Below are 18,745 nucleotides of genomic sequence, written 5' to 3'. Positions count from 1 at the left end.
CCCTTCTATATCATTTTACTACTGGGAACTCGCTAATTCCTTTTGACTAGTGTTCACACTATTATTTATTACAGGTATAACGAGTTCATCACCAGGAAAGATTCTTTCACCAGCTATCCCGTTATTGCTTTCCACCCATTTAATAAATTCAATTGGTGATAACTTATGCTCAGCTGAAAAGTCTTCAGCAATTTGCCACAGCGTATCACCATCATTGATTGTAATCTTCAAATACTTTTCACTTTCAGCATCTCCAAGTTGATTCATTATGATAAATACAGTAAATATACTTAAAACGAATAGAATAATAGCATATGAATGTTGTTTCCACAATTTTTTCATCATAAAACACCTCATTGAGAATATATGTTCGCTTTGATATTTTTATTATAATACGAACATTCGTTTTGTGTCAACAAATATTCGAACTTATGTTTGTACTATATTGGAAAAGGTGCTATAATTAAGGAAAGAAAATCATAAGAGGTGTAATTATGATGGCTAAATTATCAAAAAGGCAACAGGATATATTAAACTTTATAAAAGATGAAGTCAGACAAAAAGGATATCCTCCATCAGTTAGAGAAATTGGAGAAGCAGTCGGATTGGCCTCTAGCTCTACTGTACACGGCCATCTTGCTAGATTAGAAAGTAAAGGATTAATTCGCAGAGATCCTACTAAACCACGCGCGATAGAAATTTTAGAATTAGAAGGCTCTATGCAAACTCCTGATTACAAAATTATTAATGTCCCAATTGTCGGAAAAGTAACAGCAGGTCAGCCAATTACAGCGATTGAGAATGTTGAGGAATATTTCCCGCTTCCCGAGCGGCTTGTTCCAGCTGATGTACAAGTTTTTATGCTAGAGATCATGGGTGAAAGTATGATTGAAGCGGGTATTTTAGATGGAGATTATGTTATTGTTAAACAACAAAAAACAGCTAATAATGGCGATATTATCGTTGCAATGACCGAAGACGATGAGGCTACTGTCAAAAGATTTTTCAAAGAGAAGGATTATATAAAACTTCAGCCTGAAAACTCTACTATGGAACCAATTATTCTTCGTAATGTTTCAATTTTAGGAAAAGTGATCGGTGTTTATCGTCATATTCAATAATGAGTAAAAGCAAGCAGCAATAAGCTTGCTTTTTCCTTTTTTACACCTAAAAACTTAAAAAACATCATTTCTTACAAAAAATGTGAATTCTTTACTATTGAATTTTCTGAAAATTGGATATTTATACACATTCTATTATTCTCAAATTTATATAAAATGGTATTACACCCAGAATCAACCTAAGGTCGCATTAAAAATTTCGACTTTAGGAGGTGAAGTCCAAATGTATTTGAACATTTTCTTCGCTGTTTTGATTGGTGGACTTGTCGGTGTAGCTGGCCATATTAAAAAAGAAGGCAGAATTATTAAACCTAGAAAAACTAAAAAGTTTATTTACTTAGGCTTTTTGGAAGAGGTTATTTTAGGAGGACTTACTGCTGCATGTTTGGTCATATTTTCAGCACCTGATTCAGCATTAAAAGTAATTGCCCTTTCCATCATTGCCGGTTTTGGCGGTGACAGTTTGCTTAGATTTCTCGAATTGGTAAAAACCCGTCAAAAAGATGAGTAATAAAAGGATTAATTCAATACTTTTCTTCGCTTAAGAATAGCGGGGATTTTTTTTGGTTACAAGTAAATTTCATAGCATGTATTTTATCATAATAGGTTATTTTGCCTGGAATAAAAAGACTACTAGAGCATCACTCTCCTATAGACATTTATAGTCCTCCTTAGTTAACTCCTGCTTACTTTACTTCGCTTATAGCTTTGCCGATTTCTTCCCAACGTTCTTGTTATTCTTCGGTTAATTCATCCCATGTTTTGACCATGTTTTGACCCATCTTTTCATTGAATTTTCTCCTTTAGAAGTTTGTTATTTTGTTCAGCTCGTTCTGAAACTGAAGTATCACTCAATGCCTTGTCTGTGCATTCGGCACACATTCCATCAAATGAATTCCTATCAACTGTTGATTTATCTTTCAACAACAACTACATATCGCCATTTTAAATCCCCCTAAATAACTGGATGACTCTTTTGTTTAATACTTGCTATTTAGGGATATTAACAGGTATGTCAGCATAACTTTTAGATAAAACCCAAAGAAGGAGGTCATTAAGTAATGACACAACTTGAACTTTTTGTATGGACATTATCAGTAATCTTAGCAATTAGCTTTATTATTTCTTTAGTAGTAGTTTCTAGAAAACCTCGGAGTCTTCATAAAAAGAAACATAAAAATCTCTAACGCCTTGCATCGCAATGGCAGCTGGATCATGATTAATTGCTATTTCTTCAATTCCCGTACTGGCTCCGCCGCCACCAGCAAAATTATCTACAATGATTTCCCGGAATAAATCGATTTGCATCGTAATTCGAATCATAAACTATGAAAAGTCATAAACATGTTATAATCAGGAAATCATATAAAAAGGTGGTCATGTTTTATGAATATGGGATTTTTTGCAATTATACCCTTATTAATTTATTTAGCTATTATAGGCTTCTCTATTTGGTTTTGTATTAGCCTAATCAAAGCACAGAGAGAAAGAAATCAAGTGCTAAGAGAAATATCAACTAAATTAGATTATTTAAATTTTGGGAAAAAGGAAGAGTGAACGACTCTTTCTTTTTTATTAGTAAACTTAATAATTCCTTAGTTTCAAAACCTATTCATTACTTTAATTTGTAAATTTTTCATTAATGTTTTCGACATATACCACCCTTTTATAACAAAATATGCTAAATTTAATAAGGGCAAATTTTACGAAAGTAAAAGACGCAAAGCCACGGGCCTAAAACATCATTTGATTGTCATGGTAGCCGGGTTGCCAAGAATTTTTCTTGTATTTCTATCTGATATTGGATCTCTTTCTAATTTGCCTAATTCTTTATTAAGAGGGAGAAAAATGATATTTTATCCAACATTTTTTTGTAACAATACAAAAGTAAGACATGCAGTAAAAGACAAAAACCACTGTGAGTGCGGAAAAAAATATAACCCATTTGCCACATTCACCCGATATGATCTAAAAAATATAAAATTCAAACAATCTAAGGAGATTAACTGCCCTGCATGCAGATCCATCATTAAATAATTTGATGGATCTATTTATTAATCTTCAGGAAACATAATTCAAAAATAGCGTCATAAATGGTAATTCAGTAATTACTAACCTTTGTTACCATAAAACAATAATCGACAAATTACGACAAATAAAATACAATTTATTTATAATAAGAATTAGGATTGGTTAGCCATAATTCTTATTCCTTCCGCACCGACCATAATCGGTGCTTTTTTTTATCTCCAATATTGGTTGCCCTTCCTTCACAGCTCTAAAGCTTTAGATTTTAAAGAAAGCAGAGCAAATAATCCCGAAGAAATTATAGGAGATACGAAAACGTATCGTTCCAAGCGAATTATCACTATAAGTCAATCTCTTTCGAACGATGCGCACTTCCATAAGAAATACCAAAATCAAAATAAAATAGTATTGAATGATTCGATTTAAACCTAGTGCTTTGCCGCAATGATGGTAATTACATGCCGAAGTCTATCCTATTCAATTCCTTTTCAAGAATTTTTTAAAAAGCAGGATTTCCCTTTTCCCCATTCACTCATTAAGGGATACTCACGCAGTTCTACAAATAGAAGCTGGTGCGGATATGAAATACATTCAGGAGCGTTTAGGCTATGGAAGTATGCAAACTACTGCTATTGTTTATTCGCACATAAGCAAAAAGATTGAAATAGACAGAATGGATAAATTCGAGGAATACATGAAGAATGTTCTCGAATAATTTTTAAGAAATAAAATCCGGGCATTTCTCGGGCAGTTAGATTTCTTCCAACAATTTTATAAAAATGTCCGAAAAAGAAAAACCCTCAATACCAATGGTATCAAGGGTTCTACGGATTAATACATCGTCATATACTGCTCTCGCTCCCACGGATGGACTTGAGTACGGAACATTTCCCATTCAATTTCCTTTGCTTCACAAAAATGTTCAAAAATATGTCCGCCTAAAGCTGAGACAATGACTTCATTTGCTTTTAATTTATTTAATGCTTCTGATAGTGTAGATGGAAGATCATCAATTCCTTCCGCTATCCTTTCTTCTTTGCTCATCACATAAATATTGCGATCAACTGAAGCCGGCGGGACAAGTCTATCTTTGATGCCATCAAGACCTGCTTTTAATAATACGGCCATGGCAAGGTATGGGTTTGCTGCGGGATCGACACTGCGCACCTCTACACGTGTGCTCACACCTCTTGATGACGGAATTCGGACAAGTGGTGAACGATTCTGTGCAGACCAAGCAACATAGCATGGTGCTTCATAGCCTGGTACTAATCGTTTGTAAGAGTTCACAGTCGGATTTGTCACCGCTGTAAAGCCAGTTGAATGTTTAAGAATACCTGCAATAAATTGACGCGCTGTTTCACTTAGCTGCAAATCACCTATTTCATCGAAAAAGGCATTTTTCCCTTCTTTAAAAAGCGATACATTGCAATGCATCCCTGAGCCCGCCACACCAAAAAGAGGCTTTGGCATAAATGTAGCATGGAGACCATGTTTACGGGCAATCGTTTTTACTACAAGTTTAAAGGTTTGAATTTGGTCACAGGCAGTAAGGGCATCTGCATATTTGAAATCAATCTCATGCTGACCTGGAGCTACCTCATGGTGAGACGCTTCAATCTCAAAGCCCATCTCCTCTAGCTCAAGTACGATATCCCGTCGGCAATTTTCACCAAGATCTGTCGGAGCAAGGTCAAAGTATCCGCCATTATCATTTAGTTCAAGTGATGGATCTCCATTTTGATCTAATTTAAATAAGAAAAATTCCGGCTCAGGCCCAAGATTAAAATCTGTAAAGCCCATTTCTTCCATTTCTTTCAATACACGCTTTAAGTTATTTCTTGGATCGCCTTGAAATGGTGTACCATCCGCATTATGAATATCACAAATTAGGCGAGCAACCTTTCCCTTTTCCGCCGTCCAAGGAAAAACAACCCATGTATTCAGATCAGGAAATAAATACATGTCTGACTCCTCAATTCGAACAAAGCCCTCAATGGAAGAACCATCAAACATCATTTTATTGTCTAGCGCTTTTTCTAATTGACTTATTGGAATTTCAACGTTTTTAATCGTTCCTAAAATATCTGTAAATTGGAGACGAATAAATTTTACGTTTTGTTCTTCAGAAATTCTTCTAATGTCTTCTTTAGTGAATTTTGCCATTTTGGTTCCTCCTTAGTTGTTAAACTAACCGTTAATGAAAAAAGCGGTTCATATTTACTTGATTCATAGATGGTAAGTTAAATCTTCCTGCCTGCACGATTTCCTTGCGTAAATGCCTTCTAATTTCATCATTTGATAGCCTTCGTTCTGTTTTCTTATTTTTTGATAAAGTTTCAGGTCCTTGATTACTAATGGAAAAAAGCTGTTTGATCCCTGCAATATTTACGCCTTGATCAATTAAATCTTTAATTTCAAGAAGTTTATCAATATCATTTAACGAAAACATTCTGCGATTGCCATCAGTTCTAGCTGGAGAAATCAATTGGTGTTCTTCATAATACCGAATTTGTCGTGCAGTCAAATCGGTAAGCTGCATGACAGGCCCAATTGGAAAAAGCGGCATGGAACGGCGAATCTTGCTTCCAGTCACTTATTTCTCCTCCTTTTCTTATTTTCTAAAATAAATATAACCGAATGTTAGATTTCTTGTCAATATGATGTTAGGTTTCCTCACATGGATTTTCAAAAAAAAAAAAATGCAGCAAATAAGCTGCACTTTTTTGTGAATTATATTTGTATTAATCCTTTATCAATCAATCCATTTATTGCAGTACAAACTGCGATCTTTACATGGGAATAAGTCAATCCCCCCTGAACGTATGCCACATATGGCGGTCTAATTGGTCCGTCAGCGGAAAGCTCAATGCTCGCGCCCTGTACGAAAGCTCCAGCTGCCATTATGACTTCATCCTCATACCCTGGCATTGCACTTGGATAAGGGGTTACATGTGAGTTTATCGGAGCAGCATACTGAATGGCCTGACAGAAAGCGATCATTTTTTCCCGATCATCAAATTGAACAGATTGAATTAAATCTGTTCTGACCGCATTCCATTTCGGCGAGGAATTCATTCCGAGACGCTCAAGCATTGCTGCAGTAAATACAGCGCCCTTTAGCGCTTGTCCAACAATATGCGGCGCTAGAAAAAAACCTTGATACATTTCTTGCAGGCTGTATAGTGATGCACCTGCTTCTGCACCTATTCCAGGGGAAGTCATTCGATAGGAACATGCCTCTACCCATTTCTCCTTGCCCACGATATATCCCCCAGTTTTAGCAAGTCCTCCGCCGGGATTTTTAATAAGCGAGCCCGCCATTAAATCTGCCCCCACATGACAAGGTTCCTTTTCTTCAACAAACTCACCATAGCAATTGTCAACAAACACGACGACATCTGATTTAATTTCTTTAACAAATTTGATCATTTCTTTAATTTGGGCAATGGTAAAGGATGGCCTTGTTGCATAACCTTTTGACCGCTGAATGCCAATCATTTTTGTATTGGGCTTAATCGCTTTAGCTACAGCAGCAAAATCCACACTCCCATTAGACATTAAGTCGACAGTATTATATGTAATGCCGAATTCCTTTAAAGAACCAACACCATTTCCCCTAAGACCAACGATTTCTTCTAACGTGTCGTACGGTCTCCCTGTAATATAAAGTAATTCATCGCCAGGACGAAGCACTCCAAATAAGGCGATTGAAATGGCATGTGTTCCTGAAATAATTTGAGGACGGACAACGGCCGCTTCCCCACCAAATACTTCAGCATATATTTTTTCAAGCGTATCTCTGCCCATATCATCATACCCATACCCCGTTGTTGGGATAAAATGAGCGTCACTTACTCTATTATTTTGAAAGCTTTTTAAAACGCGAAATTGATTTTCATCGATTCTATTATCGATTTTCTTTAATACATCAGCAATTTGCTGCTCAATTTCATTTACAATTGGCTGCAGCATTTCCCCATTTGATAACTGTTGAAACATGATGTTCTCCTATCTATATTCTAAATTTATGCAACTGTCCTGCAATATGGTGGTTCTCTAGATAATAACCTTTACAAACATAGATTTGCTTTTCTTCATGGAAAAATAATTCCCTTAAAATCGTTTCATTTTTTAACTGTGAGAGCAGTTTTCCTTCAGAGGAAGGAATTTCAACATGATAAAAACTCATCATGTCAAGCACCATTTCTTCTATCGTACATTTTAAATGGTGGCGATCCTGTTCATCAAAGGCACTAATTTGAATAGACTTCGTGTTTGCAACGGGAACGAAATCTGGATGTTTGACATCTTTTTTATTATATACTGTAAGTTGCGGAATTTGTTCGTTTTCTAAATCCTTTAATAGATGATTTACTGTCTGTTCATGCTGATAATAATCTGGACTTGAACTATCAACAACATGAAGAATAAGATCCGCCTCATTTACTTCTTCGAGCGTTGAGCGAAAAGCAGCAATTAATGTTGTTGGCAAGTCTTGTATAAACCCGACTGTATCTGTTAGAAGTGTCGTAAAGCCGCTTGGCAAAATATGCTTTCTAGTCATCGGATCGAGCGTTGCGAATAATTGATTCTCCTCGTAAGACTCTGCCTCTGTTAATCTGTTGAATAGCGTCGACTTGCCTGCGTTCGTATAGCCAACGATCGCAATTTGAAAAGCTTTATTCTTTTTTCTTCTCTCACGATAGCGTTCGCGATGCTGGACAATTACGGAAAGCTGATTTTTAATTTCATTTATACGATTCCTAATATGCCGTCGATCTGATTCTAGCTTTGTCTCACCAGGACCTCGAGTACCGATCCCGCCTCCAAGCCTTGATAACTGTATCCCTTGCCCTGTTAAACGGGGTAATAAGTATTGCAGCTGGGCTAATTCTACTTGCAGTTTCCCCTCTTTAGAACGTGCCCTCCCGGCAAAAATATCTAAAATTAATTGTGTACGGTCAATAATTTTTGCATTTACCTCTGCAGCAAGATTGCGTACTTGACTTGGTGATAATTCATCATTAAAAATAATTAAATCCGCTTCTAATTCCTCTTGCAATGCAGTTAATTCAGACACTTTGCCTTTCCCTATATATGTAGCTGAGTGAATGCGATCACGCTTTTGTGTTAAAGTTGCTACAGCCATTCCTTTAGCAGTTTCGGTCAAAGATTCCAGCTCGTCCATCGAATAGCCAAACTGTTGATCTTTTTCATTCGTTTGACATCCAACGAGGATCACTTTCTCAAACTCACTTTTATGTACCAATCAATTTCCTACTTTCCATTAAGTACTGTTAATACACACGAAAACCACTATATCCTATCATAACAAAAATGATTATGTAACTCTAATTATGACGTGAAGTTCGACCAAAATATTAAAAGGATTCCTAAATGGGAATCCCTTCAAACTAATCTTCTTCAAAAACAAGATCATTGCTTCTTAATGTGACTAATTCATGCCGTTCATAGCTATTCTGCATTAATAATCTCATCGCTTGTGCCCTGATTGACTTTTCAATTACATTTCGTATATATCTTCCGTTTGAGAAGCTTAATGGATTTAAATGGATTTTTATCCATTGCAAATGATCACGGAGCTTTTTCTCAGCTTCATGGCTTAATGAATATTCCCGCTCCTTTAACATTCTGTCGCCAATTTCTAAAAGCTGGGTTATGGAGTAGTCTGGGAAATCAATCACGAGCGGAAAGCGTGAATGCAAACCAGGATTCAACGTAAGAAAATATTCCATTTCACGCGAGTATCCAGCTAGGATCAGAATGAATTCATGCTGACGATCTTCCATATGTTTTACAAGCGTATCAATCGCTTCCTTGCCGAAGTCTTTTTCCCCGCCCCTTCCAAGTGAATAAGCTTCGTCAATAAATAAAATCCCGCCGATTGCTTTTTTGATTAAATCTCGCGTTTTCTGTGCAGTATGGCCAATATATTCACCTACAAGGTCTGCCCTCTCAGCCTCGATTAAATGACCTTTTGATAAAACATTCATTTTTTGAAAAAGCTTGCCGATTAATCTTGCTACCGTTGTCTTACCAGTGCCAGGGTTTCCCTTAAACATCATATGAAGCGCTTGTTTTCCCGCCTTCAAGCCCACATCTTCTCTTTTTTTATTCACATATATCCAAGCGTAAATTTCTTTAATCATTCTTTTCATTTCTTCCATTCCGACAAGTGCATTTAATTCCTCTTCTATATCTTTTAAAGCTGTATGCTCTGGCGGAATCACCTTTGGGATAATTTGAGATTCAGGTGGATCTTTCGTCAAAGTTTCACGTTTTTGCGAATTTAGGACAATACTAATCTGCCCGTTGTTCTTCATTCGAATTGGCTGGTCCAAAAGCTTTCACCTCACGTTCTCAAAAACAGTATACGCCTAGAAGTTCAGATTGTGACAAAAGCCCATTTTCATTGCAAACTTTTATCGCAGATCAACGGGCTGTAAGACTCCCACACCAAGAAGATGAGAAAAAATTTCTAAACGGGAGATCCAATAGCCCGTAAAGACCCGACGATGGACAGGATGTCCGAGTCACGCGAAAACCGCAGGACAAGGAACACTACGGCAACTCTACATCGCACGACCAAAAGCAGAGCTTTTGGGAGGACGTGGCGTTTTTAAGCGTGATATGTTCAACTAACATTCTGTGGGGGATGAAGCCCCCACTGAATGAGGTTGAGCTTTATGTTGAATATATGTCTAACCTATATGTATTCAATTAATTGTAAAAGCATTCATGACGTAAAACTATCTTACAAAGCAAAAATAAAAGGGTCCTGCTTCGTTAGAAGCGGAACCCCTTGAAAACTTTTCTTTCTTATTGGTTATCCATATCAATTTGAACATTTCGCTGAGGCGCGAAAGTGGAAATAGCATGTTTATAAACAAGCTGCTGCTTTCCTTCAGACTCAAATAGGACTGTGAAGTTATCAAAGCCTTTAATTTGACCTCTTATTTGGAAACCGTTTAATAAAAACACCGTTACATTAGTATTGTCCTTACGAAGCTGATTTAAAAATTGGTCCTGAATATTAATAGATGTTTTCATCCTGTATCCTCCTCTTTTATCTCTAATACTATGTATTCGATTTTATTTGCAGCTTTCCTTCAATATGTGTTGAAATTTCCGTAAGTTTTTTTTCAAACGTACTTTGGCTGTTAACATCCGACATATCGAACCAATCCACATTCATCTTATTGCGGAACCATGTCAGTTGCCTTTTCGCATAACGCCTTGAATTTTGCTTTAATAGAGTAATTGCTTCATCTAAGGAAAGCTTGCTGTTAAAATAATCATAAAGTTCTTTATAGCCGATCGCTTGTATAGACTGGCAATCCCATACTCCTTGTTTATATAAGTTCTCCACTTCGGAAAGCAGTCCTTCTTTAATCATTAAATCGACTCGAAGATTGATTCGATGATATAATTTTTCCCTTTCCATTGTTAACCCAATTACGGCTGAATTATACATTAGCTCCGGAACTTGATGTTCTTGTATCTCATTGATTGTTTTGCCAGTACAATGATATACCTCCAACGCTCTTATTACCCGCCGGACATTATTGGGGTGAATCCTCTCCGCACTTTCAGGATCAACCTTACTTAATTCTAGATGCAAATTTTCGTTGCCTTCTTCAGCGGCCCTTTTTTCAAGCATTTGCCGAAAGTCACTATCTGAAGGGGCATCGGAAAATTGATAATCATAAATAACGGATTGTATATATAAACCGGTACCGCCAACAATCATCGGGAGTTTTCCTCTTAAGGTGATTTCAGTAATTTTCTCCCTGACAAGCTCTTGAAATTCTGCTGCAGAAAAAGGCTCTTCCGGATCCTTAATATCAATTAAATGATGAGGAATTCCCTCCATTTCAGCCTCTTTGATTTTTGCAGTACCTATATCCATCCCCTTATAAATCTGCATCGAATCGCCGCTAATGATTTCTCCATTCAAACTTTTGGCAAGCTCAATACTTAATTTTGTTTTTCCTACTGCTGTTGGACCGATTAGAATAACAAGCTTTTCTTTCTCCATCAAACTTTTCACACTGCCTTTATTCGGACTACATGTCATTGCCCTATCGTTTACTGGACTATGTTCCCTTATCGTACCATAAACCTTCAATACTTTCAGTGATTAGGCTTTATAGAATATGTGCGAATTTCAATATTTACCCATTATTCACCAACTATTCTCATCTTATTCATTATAACAGGAAAAATATACTATCAAAATTGGTGATATTTTCATCAAAGATTACAATTTCATAACGATTTTATAACAATGAATTTGTTACCCCCTAAGCCATGATAATTTAGGAGAAGAATATTTATAGATATAAATTATAGTAAAAGATTAGGTGGGAGTTATATATATGATTACATCTTCTGAATTAGGCATTGATTTAGGAACTGCCAATATTTTAGTTTATTGTAAAAATAAAGGAGTTACATTTAACGAACCTTCTGTCGTCGCCATCGATACGGACACGAAGAAAGTCTTGGCCGTAGGAAAAGAAGCAAAAGAAATGATTGGGAAAACACCAGGGAGAATTGTGGCCATTCGTCCATTAAAGGACGGTGTGATTGCCGATTATGATACGACTACTGAAATGCTGCGTTATGTAATGGCTAAAGCTAATAAAAAAGCAGGGTTTTCGTTAAGAAAGCCAAATGTAGTCATTTGTACCCCATCCGGCTCTACAAGTGTTGAAAGAAGAGCGATTCATGATGCCGTACGTCATGCTGGGGCAAAAAATGTTCATTTAATAGAAGAACCTGTTGCAGCTGCTATTGGAGCTGGCTTGCCTGTAGATGAACCGGTTGCCAATGTAGTTGTTGATATTGGCGGGGGCTCAACTGAGGTAGCCATTATTTCCTATGGAGGCGTAGTGGCATGTCACTCTATACGGGTAGGCGGAGATCGTTTGGATGATGATATTATTCAATATGTTCGTAAGGAATTCAATATGTTAATTGGAGAAAGAACAGCAGAGCAAGTAAAAATGGAGATTGGCTATGCACTAATTGACCATGATGAGATAAAAATGGAAATCCGTGGACGTGACCTTGTAACAGGATTGCCAAAAACTATTACATTATCCTCCTATAAAATTAGAGAGGCGATGAAAGAATCATTGCTTCATATACTTGAAGCTATACGTGCAACATTAGAAGAAAGTCCAGCTGAATTAAGCGGCGATATTGTAGACAGAGGGGTTATTTTATCAGGGGGCGGAGCCTTAATTAACGGCTTACAAGAATGGTTAGCAAAAGAAATCTATGTCCCAGTCCATCTAGCTCCGAATCCTCTTGAATCAGTTGCTATCGGGACTGGAAAAGCACTGAAATATATCAATAAACTGCAAACAGCTGTTAAATAACACTTTGAAATTTGCTAACAACAAAAAACCTAGCGCAAACATTAGTAATCATTTGCACTAGGTTTTTTTGTTTACATAATATAATTATCTAAAATAATGGTTGTCACATTACGAGTTCAAAAAGCAACTTTCGTACAATTTCACGAACATTTGTTTCTGTAGATTTATTACAAGTTTTATATTTTACCAATATTATTTTTCCGTATAATTTCTCATCCTAATGGAGCATTGGTGGTCATTTGTGTGGTCATCTAATGTCATGTGTTCATTTTCCTATGATACTCATATGGATTCAACATTTTCATTATTAGAAGAGTTGGTTATAGATTTAGGATTAGATGACCATATTAATTGTGTTACTTCACCAATGTAGCTACACTTCCCAAACAGTAGCAAAATCTCTTCAAAGGTATGTTTTCCTTCATAATTTTAGTCCTAGTTTCTTCTTTATCGGGATACTGTAGCAGTCATCGCATACCCCACTATTATCTAGGTACTCACGTTCATCTGTAATCTCTATGCTGCAATTCGAGCAAATCCATTTTTCAATAACCCGCTCCATTGCCTCATCTCCTTTTTTCATACATTATTCGGGAGATTTTAGCAAATTCCTGCAACACTTTGTTAATTTCTCCTAATCGCACCTCTTATTCGTCGTTAAGTAGTCCTATTAGTCCCCATCAACTCAGCAAGGTCACGATCCGATAGCTTTTGATTTGATTTATTACTGGTGGTTTTATCTTTATTCTTGATGTTTTTCATTTGCTGTTAATCTTTAGAAGAAAGATGATCAATAAATTTCATATCATTTGTGCCATTCATTCCATTATTTTCTGCCAATCTTTCAATCAACTTTTCCTCCTAATCAAATTTTTAATTAATAGTTTAGTATCATTAACAAAGGGTAATTTATAATAAATCTTTTAATAAAGGGGTGGTACTTTTGGTTTCAATAGAAATATTGTCTAATAATGATCTCTTAAATGCTTACCATCTAGCGTGTGATTTGAAGCTTTCATCATCATTCATTAGACAAATAGAAGATGAACTAATTGAAAGAAACCTATATATTTGGATATAGCTATTTATAAAATTTTATTTTTTGCTTCTCAAGAAGCTTTTTTTTTGCCTATTAATTGAACAGAACTATCAATTTGTTTAAAACTCTTCATATTTAGGATTTTTAATAAAATGTAAAAACACATTTTTCTTGTATATTTTCTCCAACATAACCTTCACAATTATTTATATATGTAAACGCTACTTTCACTGGATTCCGCATCTGCAATGCATAGAAATACAACAAGTCAAATTCATCGAACAAAATACCCTCCGACACTTCTTTGAGTTTAGGAAAATGAAAATCTGACATTTTTCGATCATATCCAACTTCTAAACCAATAGAGGGGTTTAATGTGGTCAAAATACAAAAAACCATTGAAGAATCTTATAATACCAAGGATTCTTCAATGGTTAAAATTACATCACACGCTTGAACATCTTTTCTAACTCGTAAGTAGTGTATTGGATGATAATTGGCCGGCCGTGTGGACAAGTAAAGGGGTCCGTAGTCTGTCGCAATTCATCAAGCAGGGCCCGGATCTCATCATTTCTTAAATGATGATTTGCTTTAATTGACGCTTTACAGCTCATCATAATCGCCGCTTCTTCTCTTAACTTCTTAATGTCAACCTTTTTCATCGATAGAAGCTGTTCGATCATATCCTCGATAATCTCTTGTTCTTCCCCTTTAGGGAACCATTGTGGATGCGAACGGACAATGAAGCTATTATGACCAAATGGTTCAAGGAATACACCGACTTTTTCTAATTCTTCTTTGTATTCATTAATTTTAATACAATCATCAGTAGAATAATCAAATGTCAGCGGCAGGAGTAAATCCTGTAGTTCAGCGGCTACCTGGCCTACCTTTTCTTTAAAAAACTCATATTTTATTCGTTCTTGTGCTGCATGCTGATCAATGATATACAGACCTTTTTCATTTTGGGCAAAAATATACGTTCCATGCATTTGTCCGATTGGATAAAAGGGAGGTATCCGAGAGCCTTCCTTCTGTTCTATTTGTGAATGAATAGGAGGTTCATCCATTTCCATATTTTCATTGAAAGACCATTCCTCTTCCACCTGTACGGACTTATTTTCAAAGATTTGTGTTGGCTGTACCGTAATTGCTTCAGTAGTATCTCGACTTTCCCGAACATAAGTTGGGAACTTTGGCATTTCAGACCGTTCTTCCTCAAAATTGCTTTTTGCGGGTAGATGATCTAGCTTTAAATAAGTCTGCTCCGGCTTTGGTTGACTTGCTTTTGGTTGCGTATAGCCAGCTGGAATTAACTCTTGTTCTTTAAAAGCCGCTTTAATCGTGCCGCTCATAAGCTCATATAACTCTTGCTCTTTGCTTAATCGTACTTCCATTTTAGAAGGATGGACGTTTACATCGACAAGGATTGGATCCATATCAATATTGATTAGCACAATTGGGTAGCGGCCAATTGGTAAAAGTGTATGGTACCCTTCTTGAATGGCTTTTGCTAAAGCGTAATTTTTAATGAACCTGCCATTGATCATCGTCGAAATATAATTTCTAGAGGCCCTAGTTACTTCTGGAAGAGCTGCAAATCCGCTTATTCTGAAATCAAGTGAGCTTGCTTGAATGGGAATCATTTTTTTCGCGATGTTCATCCCGTAAATAGCCGCTAAAACTTGACGGACATCACCGCTTCCATTCGTATGAAGCAGCTTGCGCTCATTATGAGTAAGACGAACAGATACTTCAGGATGTGCCAATGCTAGACGGTTGACAACATCCGTAATATTTCCAAGCTCAGTGTTGATCGTTTTCATATACTTTAAGCGTGCCGGTGTGTTAAAGAAAAGATCAGAGACAGTTAAGTCTGTCCCTTTTCTTCCCGGTGCTTTTTCTATCGTCTCGACTTTGCCTCCTTCAACAACGAGCCGAGTTCCAATTTCTCCAGTGGAGGTTTTAATTTCCACTCTAGATACAGAGGCAATACTCGGCAATGCTTCCCCGCGAAACCCGAGCGTACGGATGCGAAATAAATCATTTTCGTCCTTAATTTTACTTGTAGCGTGACGCTGAAAGGCGGTTAATACATCTTCTTCTTCGATCCCATCGCCATTGTCAATGATGCGGATTTTAGCTAAACCAGCTTCCTCTGTCTCAATTTCAATAATTGTACTTCCGGCATCAATTGAATTTTCTACTAGTTCCTTCACGACAGATGCAGGTCTCTCGACAACCTCACCAGCGGCTATTTTATTTGAAAGTGCATCATCAAGCTGGATGATTTTCCCCATAGTATCACCTCCATTATTGAAACTTTAATTTGCTCTCAGCTTTTTATGAAGCTCATAAAGTGTATTCAATGCTTGCATTGGCGTCATATCTAAAATATCAAGTGATTTCACCTTATCTAAAACATGTTTTTCTTTAAAGTTGGACGTTTTTTCTTTTACCGTCATTGGTTCATCAAAGAAGGAAAGCTGTGCATCAGAATCCACTTGCTTTTGCGGTTCCTTATTCGTTGGACTCGAAATGTGAACAGACTCTTTTTGCTCAAAGCTTGTTAAAATCTCATTTGCCCGGCTGATTAACTCTTCAGGTAGTTCGGCAAGCTCGGCAACGTGAATCCCATAGCTCTTATCAGCTGCACCTTCCTTAATCTTATGAAGAAATACAACTTTTCCATTTTGTTCAATCGCACTTACGTGAATGTTTTTTAATTTCAACAAGCTTTCTTCTAATACTGTCAATTCATGATAATGAGTCGAAAATAAAGTTTTTGCCCCAATTCGGTTATGAATATATTCAATCATTGCTTGTGCTAATGCCATTCCATCATAGGTAGAAGTCCCCCGGCCAATTTCATCAAAAAGAATAAGGCTATTTTGCGTGGCATGGACAATCGCATTTTTAGCCTCGAGCATTTCGACCATAAATGTGCTTTGGCCGGATATTAAATCATCCGCCGCCCCAATTCTTGTAAAAACTTGATCAAAAATCGGGAGATCGGCTTCTGAAGCCGGGACGTAACAGCCAATTTGCGCAAGGATGGCCGTTAAGGCAATTTGGCGCATATACGTACTTTTCCCTGACATATTCGGTCCAGTAATAAGGAACATTTCTCGGTCAACATCCATAAAACAGTCGTTCGGGACATACTCCTGAGCATTCATCACTTTTTCAACGACTGGATGACGGCCATCTTTAATAACCATTTTGCGCTCTTTCGAAAATGTTGGCTTCACATAATGCCTCGCTTCACTCACTGTTGCAAAGCATTGCAGCACGTCCAATTCACTAATGGATTTAGCTAATGCTTGCAGTCTTGGAATGAACTCCTTCACATGCTCCCGAAGAGTTGTAAATAGCTCATATTCAAGCTCTATACTCTTCTCTTCGGCTTGAAGAATAAGGGCTTCCTTCTCTTTCAAGTCTGGAGTAATGAATCTCTCGGCATTTGTTAATGTCTGTTTTCTCTCATATTGTCCATCACGTAAAAGGTGAAGATTTGCTTTAGTTACTTCAATATAATAGCCAAACACACGATTGTAGCCAATTTTAAGGGATTTGATCCCAGTCTTCTCCCGCTCCTGTTTCTCAAGCTGAGCAATCCAAGTCTTTCCATTTCGTGTGGCATCACGGAATTGATCCAATTCAGTGTGATAGCCATCCTTAATGATATTTCCATCTTTAATAGATAATGGGGGATTTTCGATAACTGCGCTATCTAATAGATCAACAATTTCTCCGCAAGTATCAAGGCGATCTGAAAGTGTCATTGCCTCTTCACTTGAAAGCTTTGTCAGTAAATCCTTTATATAAGGAATCTGCATTAAAGAACGTTTAAGCTGGATTAAATCGCGAGCATTAACATTCCCGAAGGCTACCCTCCCCGCAAGGCGCTCGAGATCATAAACCTCTTTCAGCTTTTCCCTAAGTTCCTCGCGTTCAAAGTAGGCCGTTATTAAAGTTTCTACTAGACTTTGCCGATCGATAATTTCTTGCTCATTAACTAAAGGTCGATCTACCCATTGTTTTAATAGTCTTCCACCCATTGCCGTCTGTGTTTCATCAAGCAGCCAGAGCAGCGATCCTTTTTTCCCTTTTGAGCGAATCGTTTCTGTTAGCTCTAGGTTCCGCTTGGAAAAATAATCAATTTTCATATAGTGATGGGTTTGATAAGTGGAAACCTTCTGTAGATGGTCAAGGCTCCTCTTCTGCGTCCGGTATAGATAGTTAAATAGTCTTGATATTGTTTCGCAAAATTTATCCTGATTAATGTCCTCAAGTAGATGATGATATTCACTCTTCCCGGTATTATCATCCTCAAATGAAAAAGCCATAATAGACCGCTCTTTCATTCTTTGCTGCCATTCTTCCTTAAAAGTAGAAGGAATAACCATTTCCTTTGCACCTAATAAAGAAACTTCATTTAACACTTCGTCAAAACCGGAACTAAACATCGTTACCTTCGTTTCACCTGTTGAAAGATCGCTATAAGCAAATCCAAATGTGCCATCATCAAAATCTGTAATTGATGCGATATAGTTATTTTCCTTTTCGTGAAGACCCTTACCTTCCATCATTGTTCCAGGTGTAATCAGCTGGACGACTTCTCTTCTTACAACACCCTTTGCTTGTTTCGGATCTTCTGTTTGCTCACAAATAGCTACTTTGTATCCACGCTCTATTAATTGTTCAATATATTGGGGAGCGGAATGATATGGTATACCACACATCGGAATGCGATCCTCCGATCCGCCTTCCCTGCTCGTTAAGGTAATTTCAAGCTCTTTTGAAGCCTTTATCGCGTCTTCAAAAAACATCTCATAAAAGTCACCAAGACGAAAAAATAAAAAGGCATCCATATAATCTGCCTTTACACTTAAATATTGCTGTATCATAGGCGTATAACCTGCCATAATATCCTCCAAAAATTCATTTATATCTATTGGTTCAAAACAAAAAACCTACGTTTCATTATAACATAAATTGAATCTCTCATATTCATGCCAGAAATACAAAATTTCAATATTAATGTATGAAAAACAACTTCCATTTCACTTACAAACGCTCTCAATGACGAGGTTGAATATTCCAAATTTTATTGTATAATAAATTATAGTGAACAAAAAGTTTTT

Annotated in this window: 18 protein-coding genes, 1 pseudogene and 1 riboswitch; of the genes and pseudogenes, 7 read left to right on the top strand and 12 right to left on the bottom strand. The window is 36.9% G+C overall.

Features of this window, described 5'->3' with window-relative positions:
* Positions 1-18: 18 nt before the first annotated feature.
* A complete protein-coding gene (yneA, locus tag F7731_RS08380; protein ID WP_246197155.1) occupies positions 19-342 on the bottom strand; it encodes a cell division suppressor protein YneA in 324 nt (107 codons plus the stop codon).
* A 155-nt stretch (positions 343-497) separates the two neighbouring features.
* Here yneA and lexA point away from each other — a divergent pair, with 155 nt between their 5' ends.
* Positions 498-1,121 (top strand): transcriptional repressor LexA, encoded by a 624-nt coding sequence (gene lexA, locus F7731_RS08375; RefSeq protein WP_151534305.1) that lies wholly within the window; start codon positions 498-500, stop codon positions 1,119-1,121.
* A gap of 223 nt (positions 1,122-1,344) precedes the next feature.
* Positions 1,345-1,632, top strand: a complete 288-nt coding sequence (locus F7731_RS08370) for a DUF4257 domain-containing protein (RefSeq protein ID WP_151534304.1) — start codon at positions 1,345-1,347, stop codon at positions 1,630-1,632.
* A 629-nt stretch (positions 1,633-2,261) separates the two neighbouring features.
* On the opposite strand, the gene F7731_RS08365 is transcribed toward F7731_RS08370, so the two are convergent.
* Complete coding sequence (locus F7731_RS08365; protein ID WP_151534303.1) at positions 2,262-2,444, bottom strand: hypothetical protein; 183 nt, start codon at positions 2,442-2,444, stop codon at positions 2,262-2,264.
* 63 nt (positions 2,445-2,507) lie between these two features.
* Here F7731_RS08365 and F7731_RS26395 point away from each other — a divergent pair, with 63 nt between their 5' ends.
* On the top strand, positions 2,508-2,678 hold the full coding sequence (locus F7731_RS26395; RefSeq protein WP_170289654.1) for a hypothetical protein: 171 nt from the start codon (positions 2,508-2,510) through the stop codon (positions 2,676-2,678).
* A gap of 128 nt (positions 2,679-2,806) precedes the next feature.
* A riboswitch (cyclic di-GMP riboswitch) is annotated at positions 2,807-2,896 on the top strand.
* 833 nt (positions 2,897-3,729) lie between these two features.
* Positions 3,730-3,864 (top strand): hypothetical protein, encoded by a 135-nt coding sequence (locus F7731_RS27050; RefSeq protein ID WP_281352236.1) that lies wholly within the window; start codon positions 3,730-3,732, stop codon positions 3,862-3,864.
* A gap of 116 nt (positions 3,865-3,980) precedes the next feature.
* Here the strand turns inward: F7731_RS27050 and glnA are convergent, their stop codons facing one another.
* The 7 genes from glnA to miaA form a co-directional block, all read right to left on the bottom strand.
* Positions 3,981-5,315: a type I glutamate--ammonia ligase gene (gene glnA / locus F7731_RS08355; RefSeq protein ID WP_151534302.1), complete on the bottom strand. Its 1,335-nt coding sequence runs from the start codon at positions 5,313-5,315 to the stop codon at positions 3,981-3,983.
* 31 nt (positions 5,316-5,346) lie between these two features.
* A complete protein-coding gene (locus F7731_RS08350) occupies positions 5,347-5,745 on the bottom strand; it encodes a MerR family transcriptional regulator (protein ID WP_151534301.1) in 399 nt (132 codons plus the stop codon).
* A 137-nt stretch (positions 5,746-5,882) separates the two neighbouring features.
* Entirely contained in the window at positions 5,883-7,151 is a 1,269-nt protein-coding gene (locus tag F7731_RS08345) for a methionine gamma-lyase family protein (RefSeq protein ID WP_151534300.1), read from the bottom strand.
* Positions 7,152-7,164: 13 nt separating this feature from the next.
* On the bottom strand, positions 7,165-8,421 hold the full coding sequence (gene hflX / locus F7731_RS08340) for a GTPase HflX (RefSeq protein WP_151534299.1): 1,257 nt from the start codon (positions 8,419-8,421) through the stop codon (positions 7,165-7,167).
* Positions 8,422-8,566: 145 nt separating this feature from the next.
* The gene (gene spoVK, locus F7731_RS08335) at positions 8,567-9,514 is read right to left on the bottom strand and encodes a stage V sporulation protein K (RefSeq protein WP_151534298.1); all 948 of its coding nucleotides are present in this window, start codon (positions 9,512-9,514) and stop codon (positions 8,567-8,569) included.
* A 478-nt stretch (positions 9,515-9,992) separates the two neighbouring features.
* Positions 9,993-10,223, bottom strand: coding sequence for an RNA chaperone Hfq (gene hfq / locus F7731_RS08330; protein ID WP_151534297.1), 231 nt, complete (start codon positions 10,221-10,223; stop codon positions 9,993-9,995).
* Positions 10,224-10,251: 28 nt separating this feature from the next.
* Positions 10,252-11,211: a tRNA (adenosine(37)-N6)-dimethylallyltransferase MiaA gene (gene miaA / locus F7731_RS08325; protein ID WP_151534296.1), complete on the bottom strand. Its 960-nt coding sequence runs from the start codon at positions 11,209-11,211 to the stop codon at positions 10,252-10,254.
* 340 nt (positions 11,212-11,551) lie between these two features.
* On the opposite strand from miaA, the gene mreBH reads away from it, so the two are divergent.
* The gene (gene mreBH / locus F7731_RS08320) at positions 11,552-12,559 is read left to right on the top strand and encodes a rod-share determining protein MreBH (RefSeq protein ID WP_151534295.1); all 1,008 of its coding nucleotides are present in this window, start codon (positions 11,552-11,554) and stop codon (positions 12,557-12,559) included.
* 274 nt (positions 12,560-12,833) lie between these two features.
* Positions 12,834-12,929: pseudogene (locus F7731_RS26815) on the top strand (hypothetical protein); the annotation flags it as partial.
* 51 nt (positions 12,930-12,980) lie between these two features.
* Here F7731_RS26815 and F7731_RS26390 read toward each other — a convergent pair.
* Positions 12,981-13,121, bottom strand: a complete 141-nt coding sequence (locus F7731_RS26390) for a hypothetical protein (protein WP_170289653.1) — start codon at positions 13,119-13,121, stop codon at positions 12,981-12,983.
* Between the two features lie 372 nt (positions 13,122-13,493).
* Between F7731_RS26390 and sda the strand changes: the two genes are divergently transcribed.
* A complete protein-coding gene (gene sda, locus F7731_RS27250) occupies positions 13,494-13,640 on the top strand; it encodes a sporulation histidine kinase inhibitor Sda (protein WP_425481986.1) in 147 nt (48 codons plus the stop codon).
* Positions 13,641-14,038: 398 nt separating this feature from the next.
* Here the strand turns inward: sda and mutL are convergent, their stop codons facing one another.
* Both mutL and mutS read right to left on the bottom strand, forming a co-directional pair.
* Entirely contained in the window at positions 14,039-15,898 is a 1,860-nt protein-coding gene (mutL, locus tag F7731_RS08310) for a DNA mismatch repair endonuclease MutL (protein WP_151534294.1), read from the bottom strand.
* A gap of 24 nt (positions 15,899-15,922) precedes the next feature.
* Complete coding sequence (gene mutS, locus F7731_RS08305; RefSeq protein ID WP_212031156.1) at positions 15,923-18,526, bottom strand: DNA mismatch repair protein MutS; 2,604 nt, start codon at positions 18,524-18,526, stop codon at positions 15,923-15,925.
* Positions 18,527-18,745: the final 219 nt, after the last annotated feature.

Source organism: Cytobacillus depressus (assembly GCF_008923245.1).
GTDB classification, from domain to species: Bacteria; Bacillota; Bacilli; order Bacillales; family Cytobacillaceae; genus Cytobacillus; species Cytobacillus depressus.
This window is presented reverse-complemented; position numbering and strand designations above follow the sequence as displayed.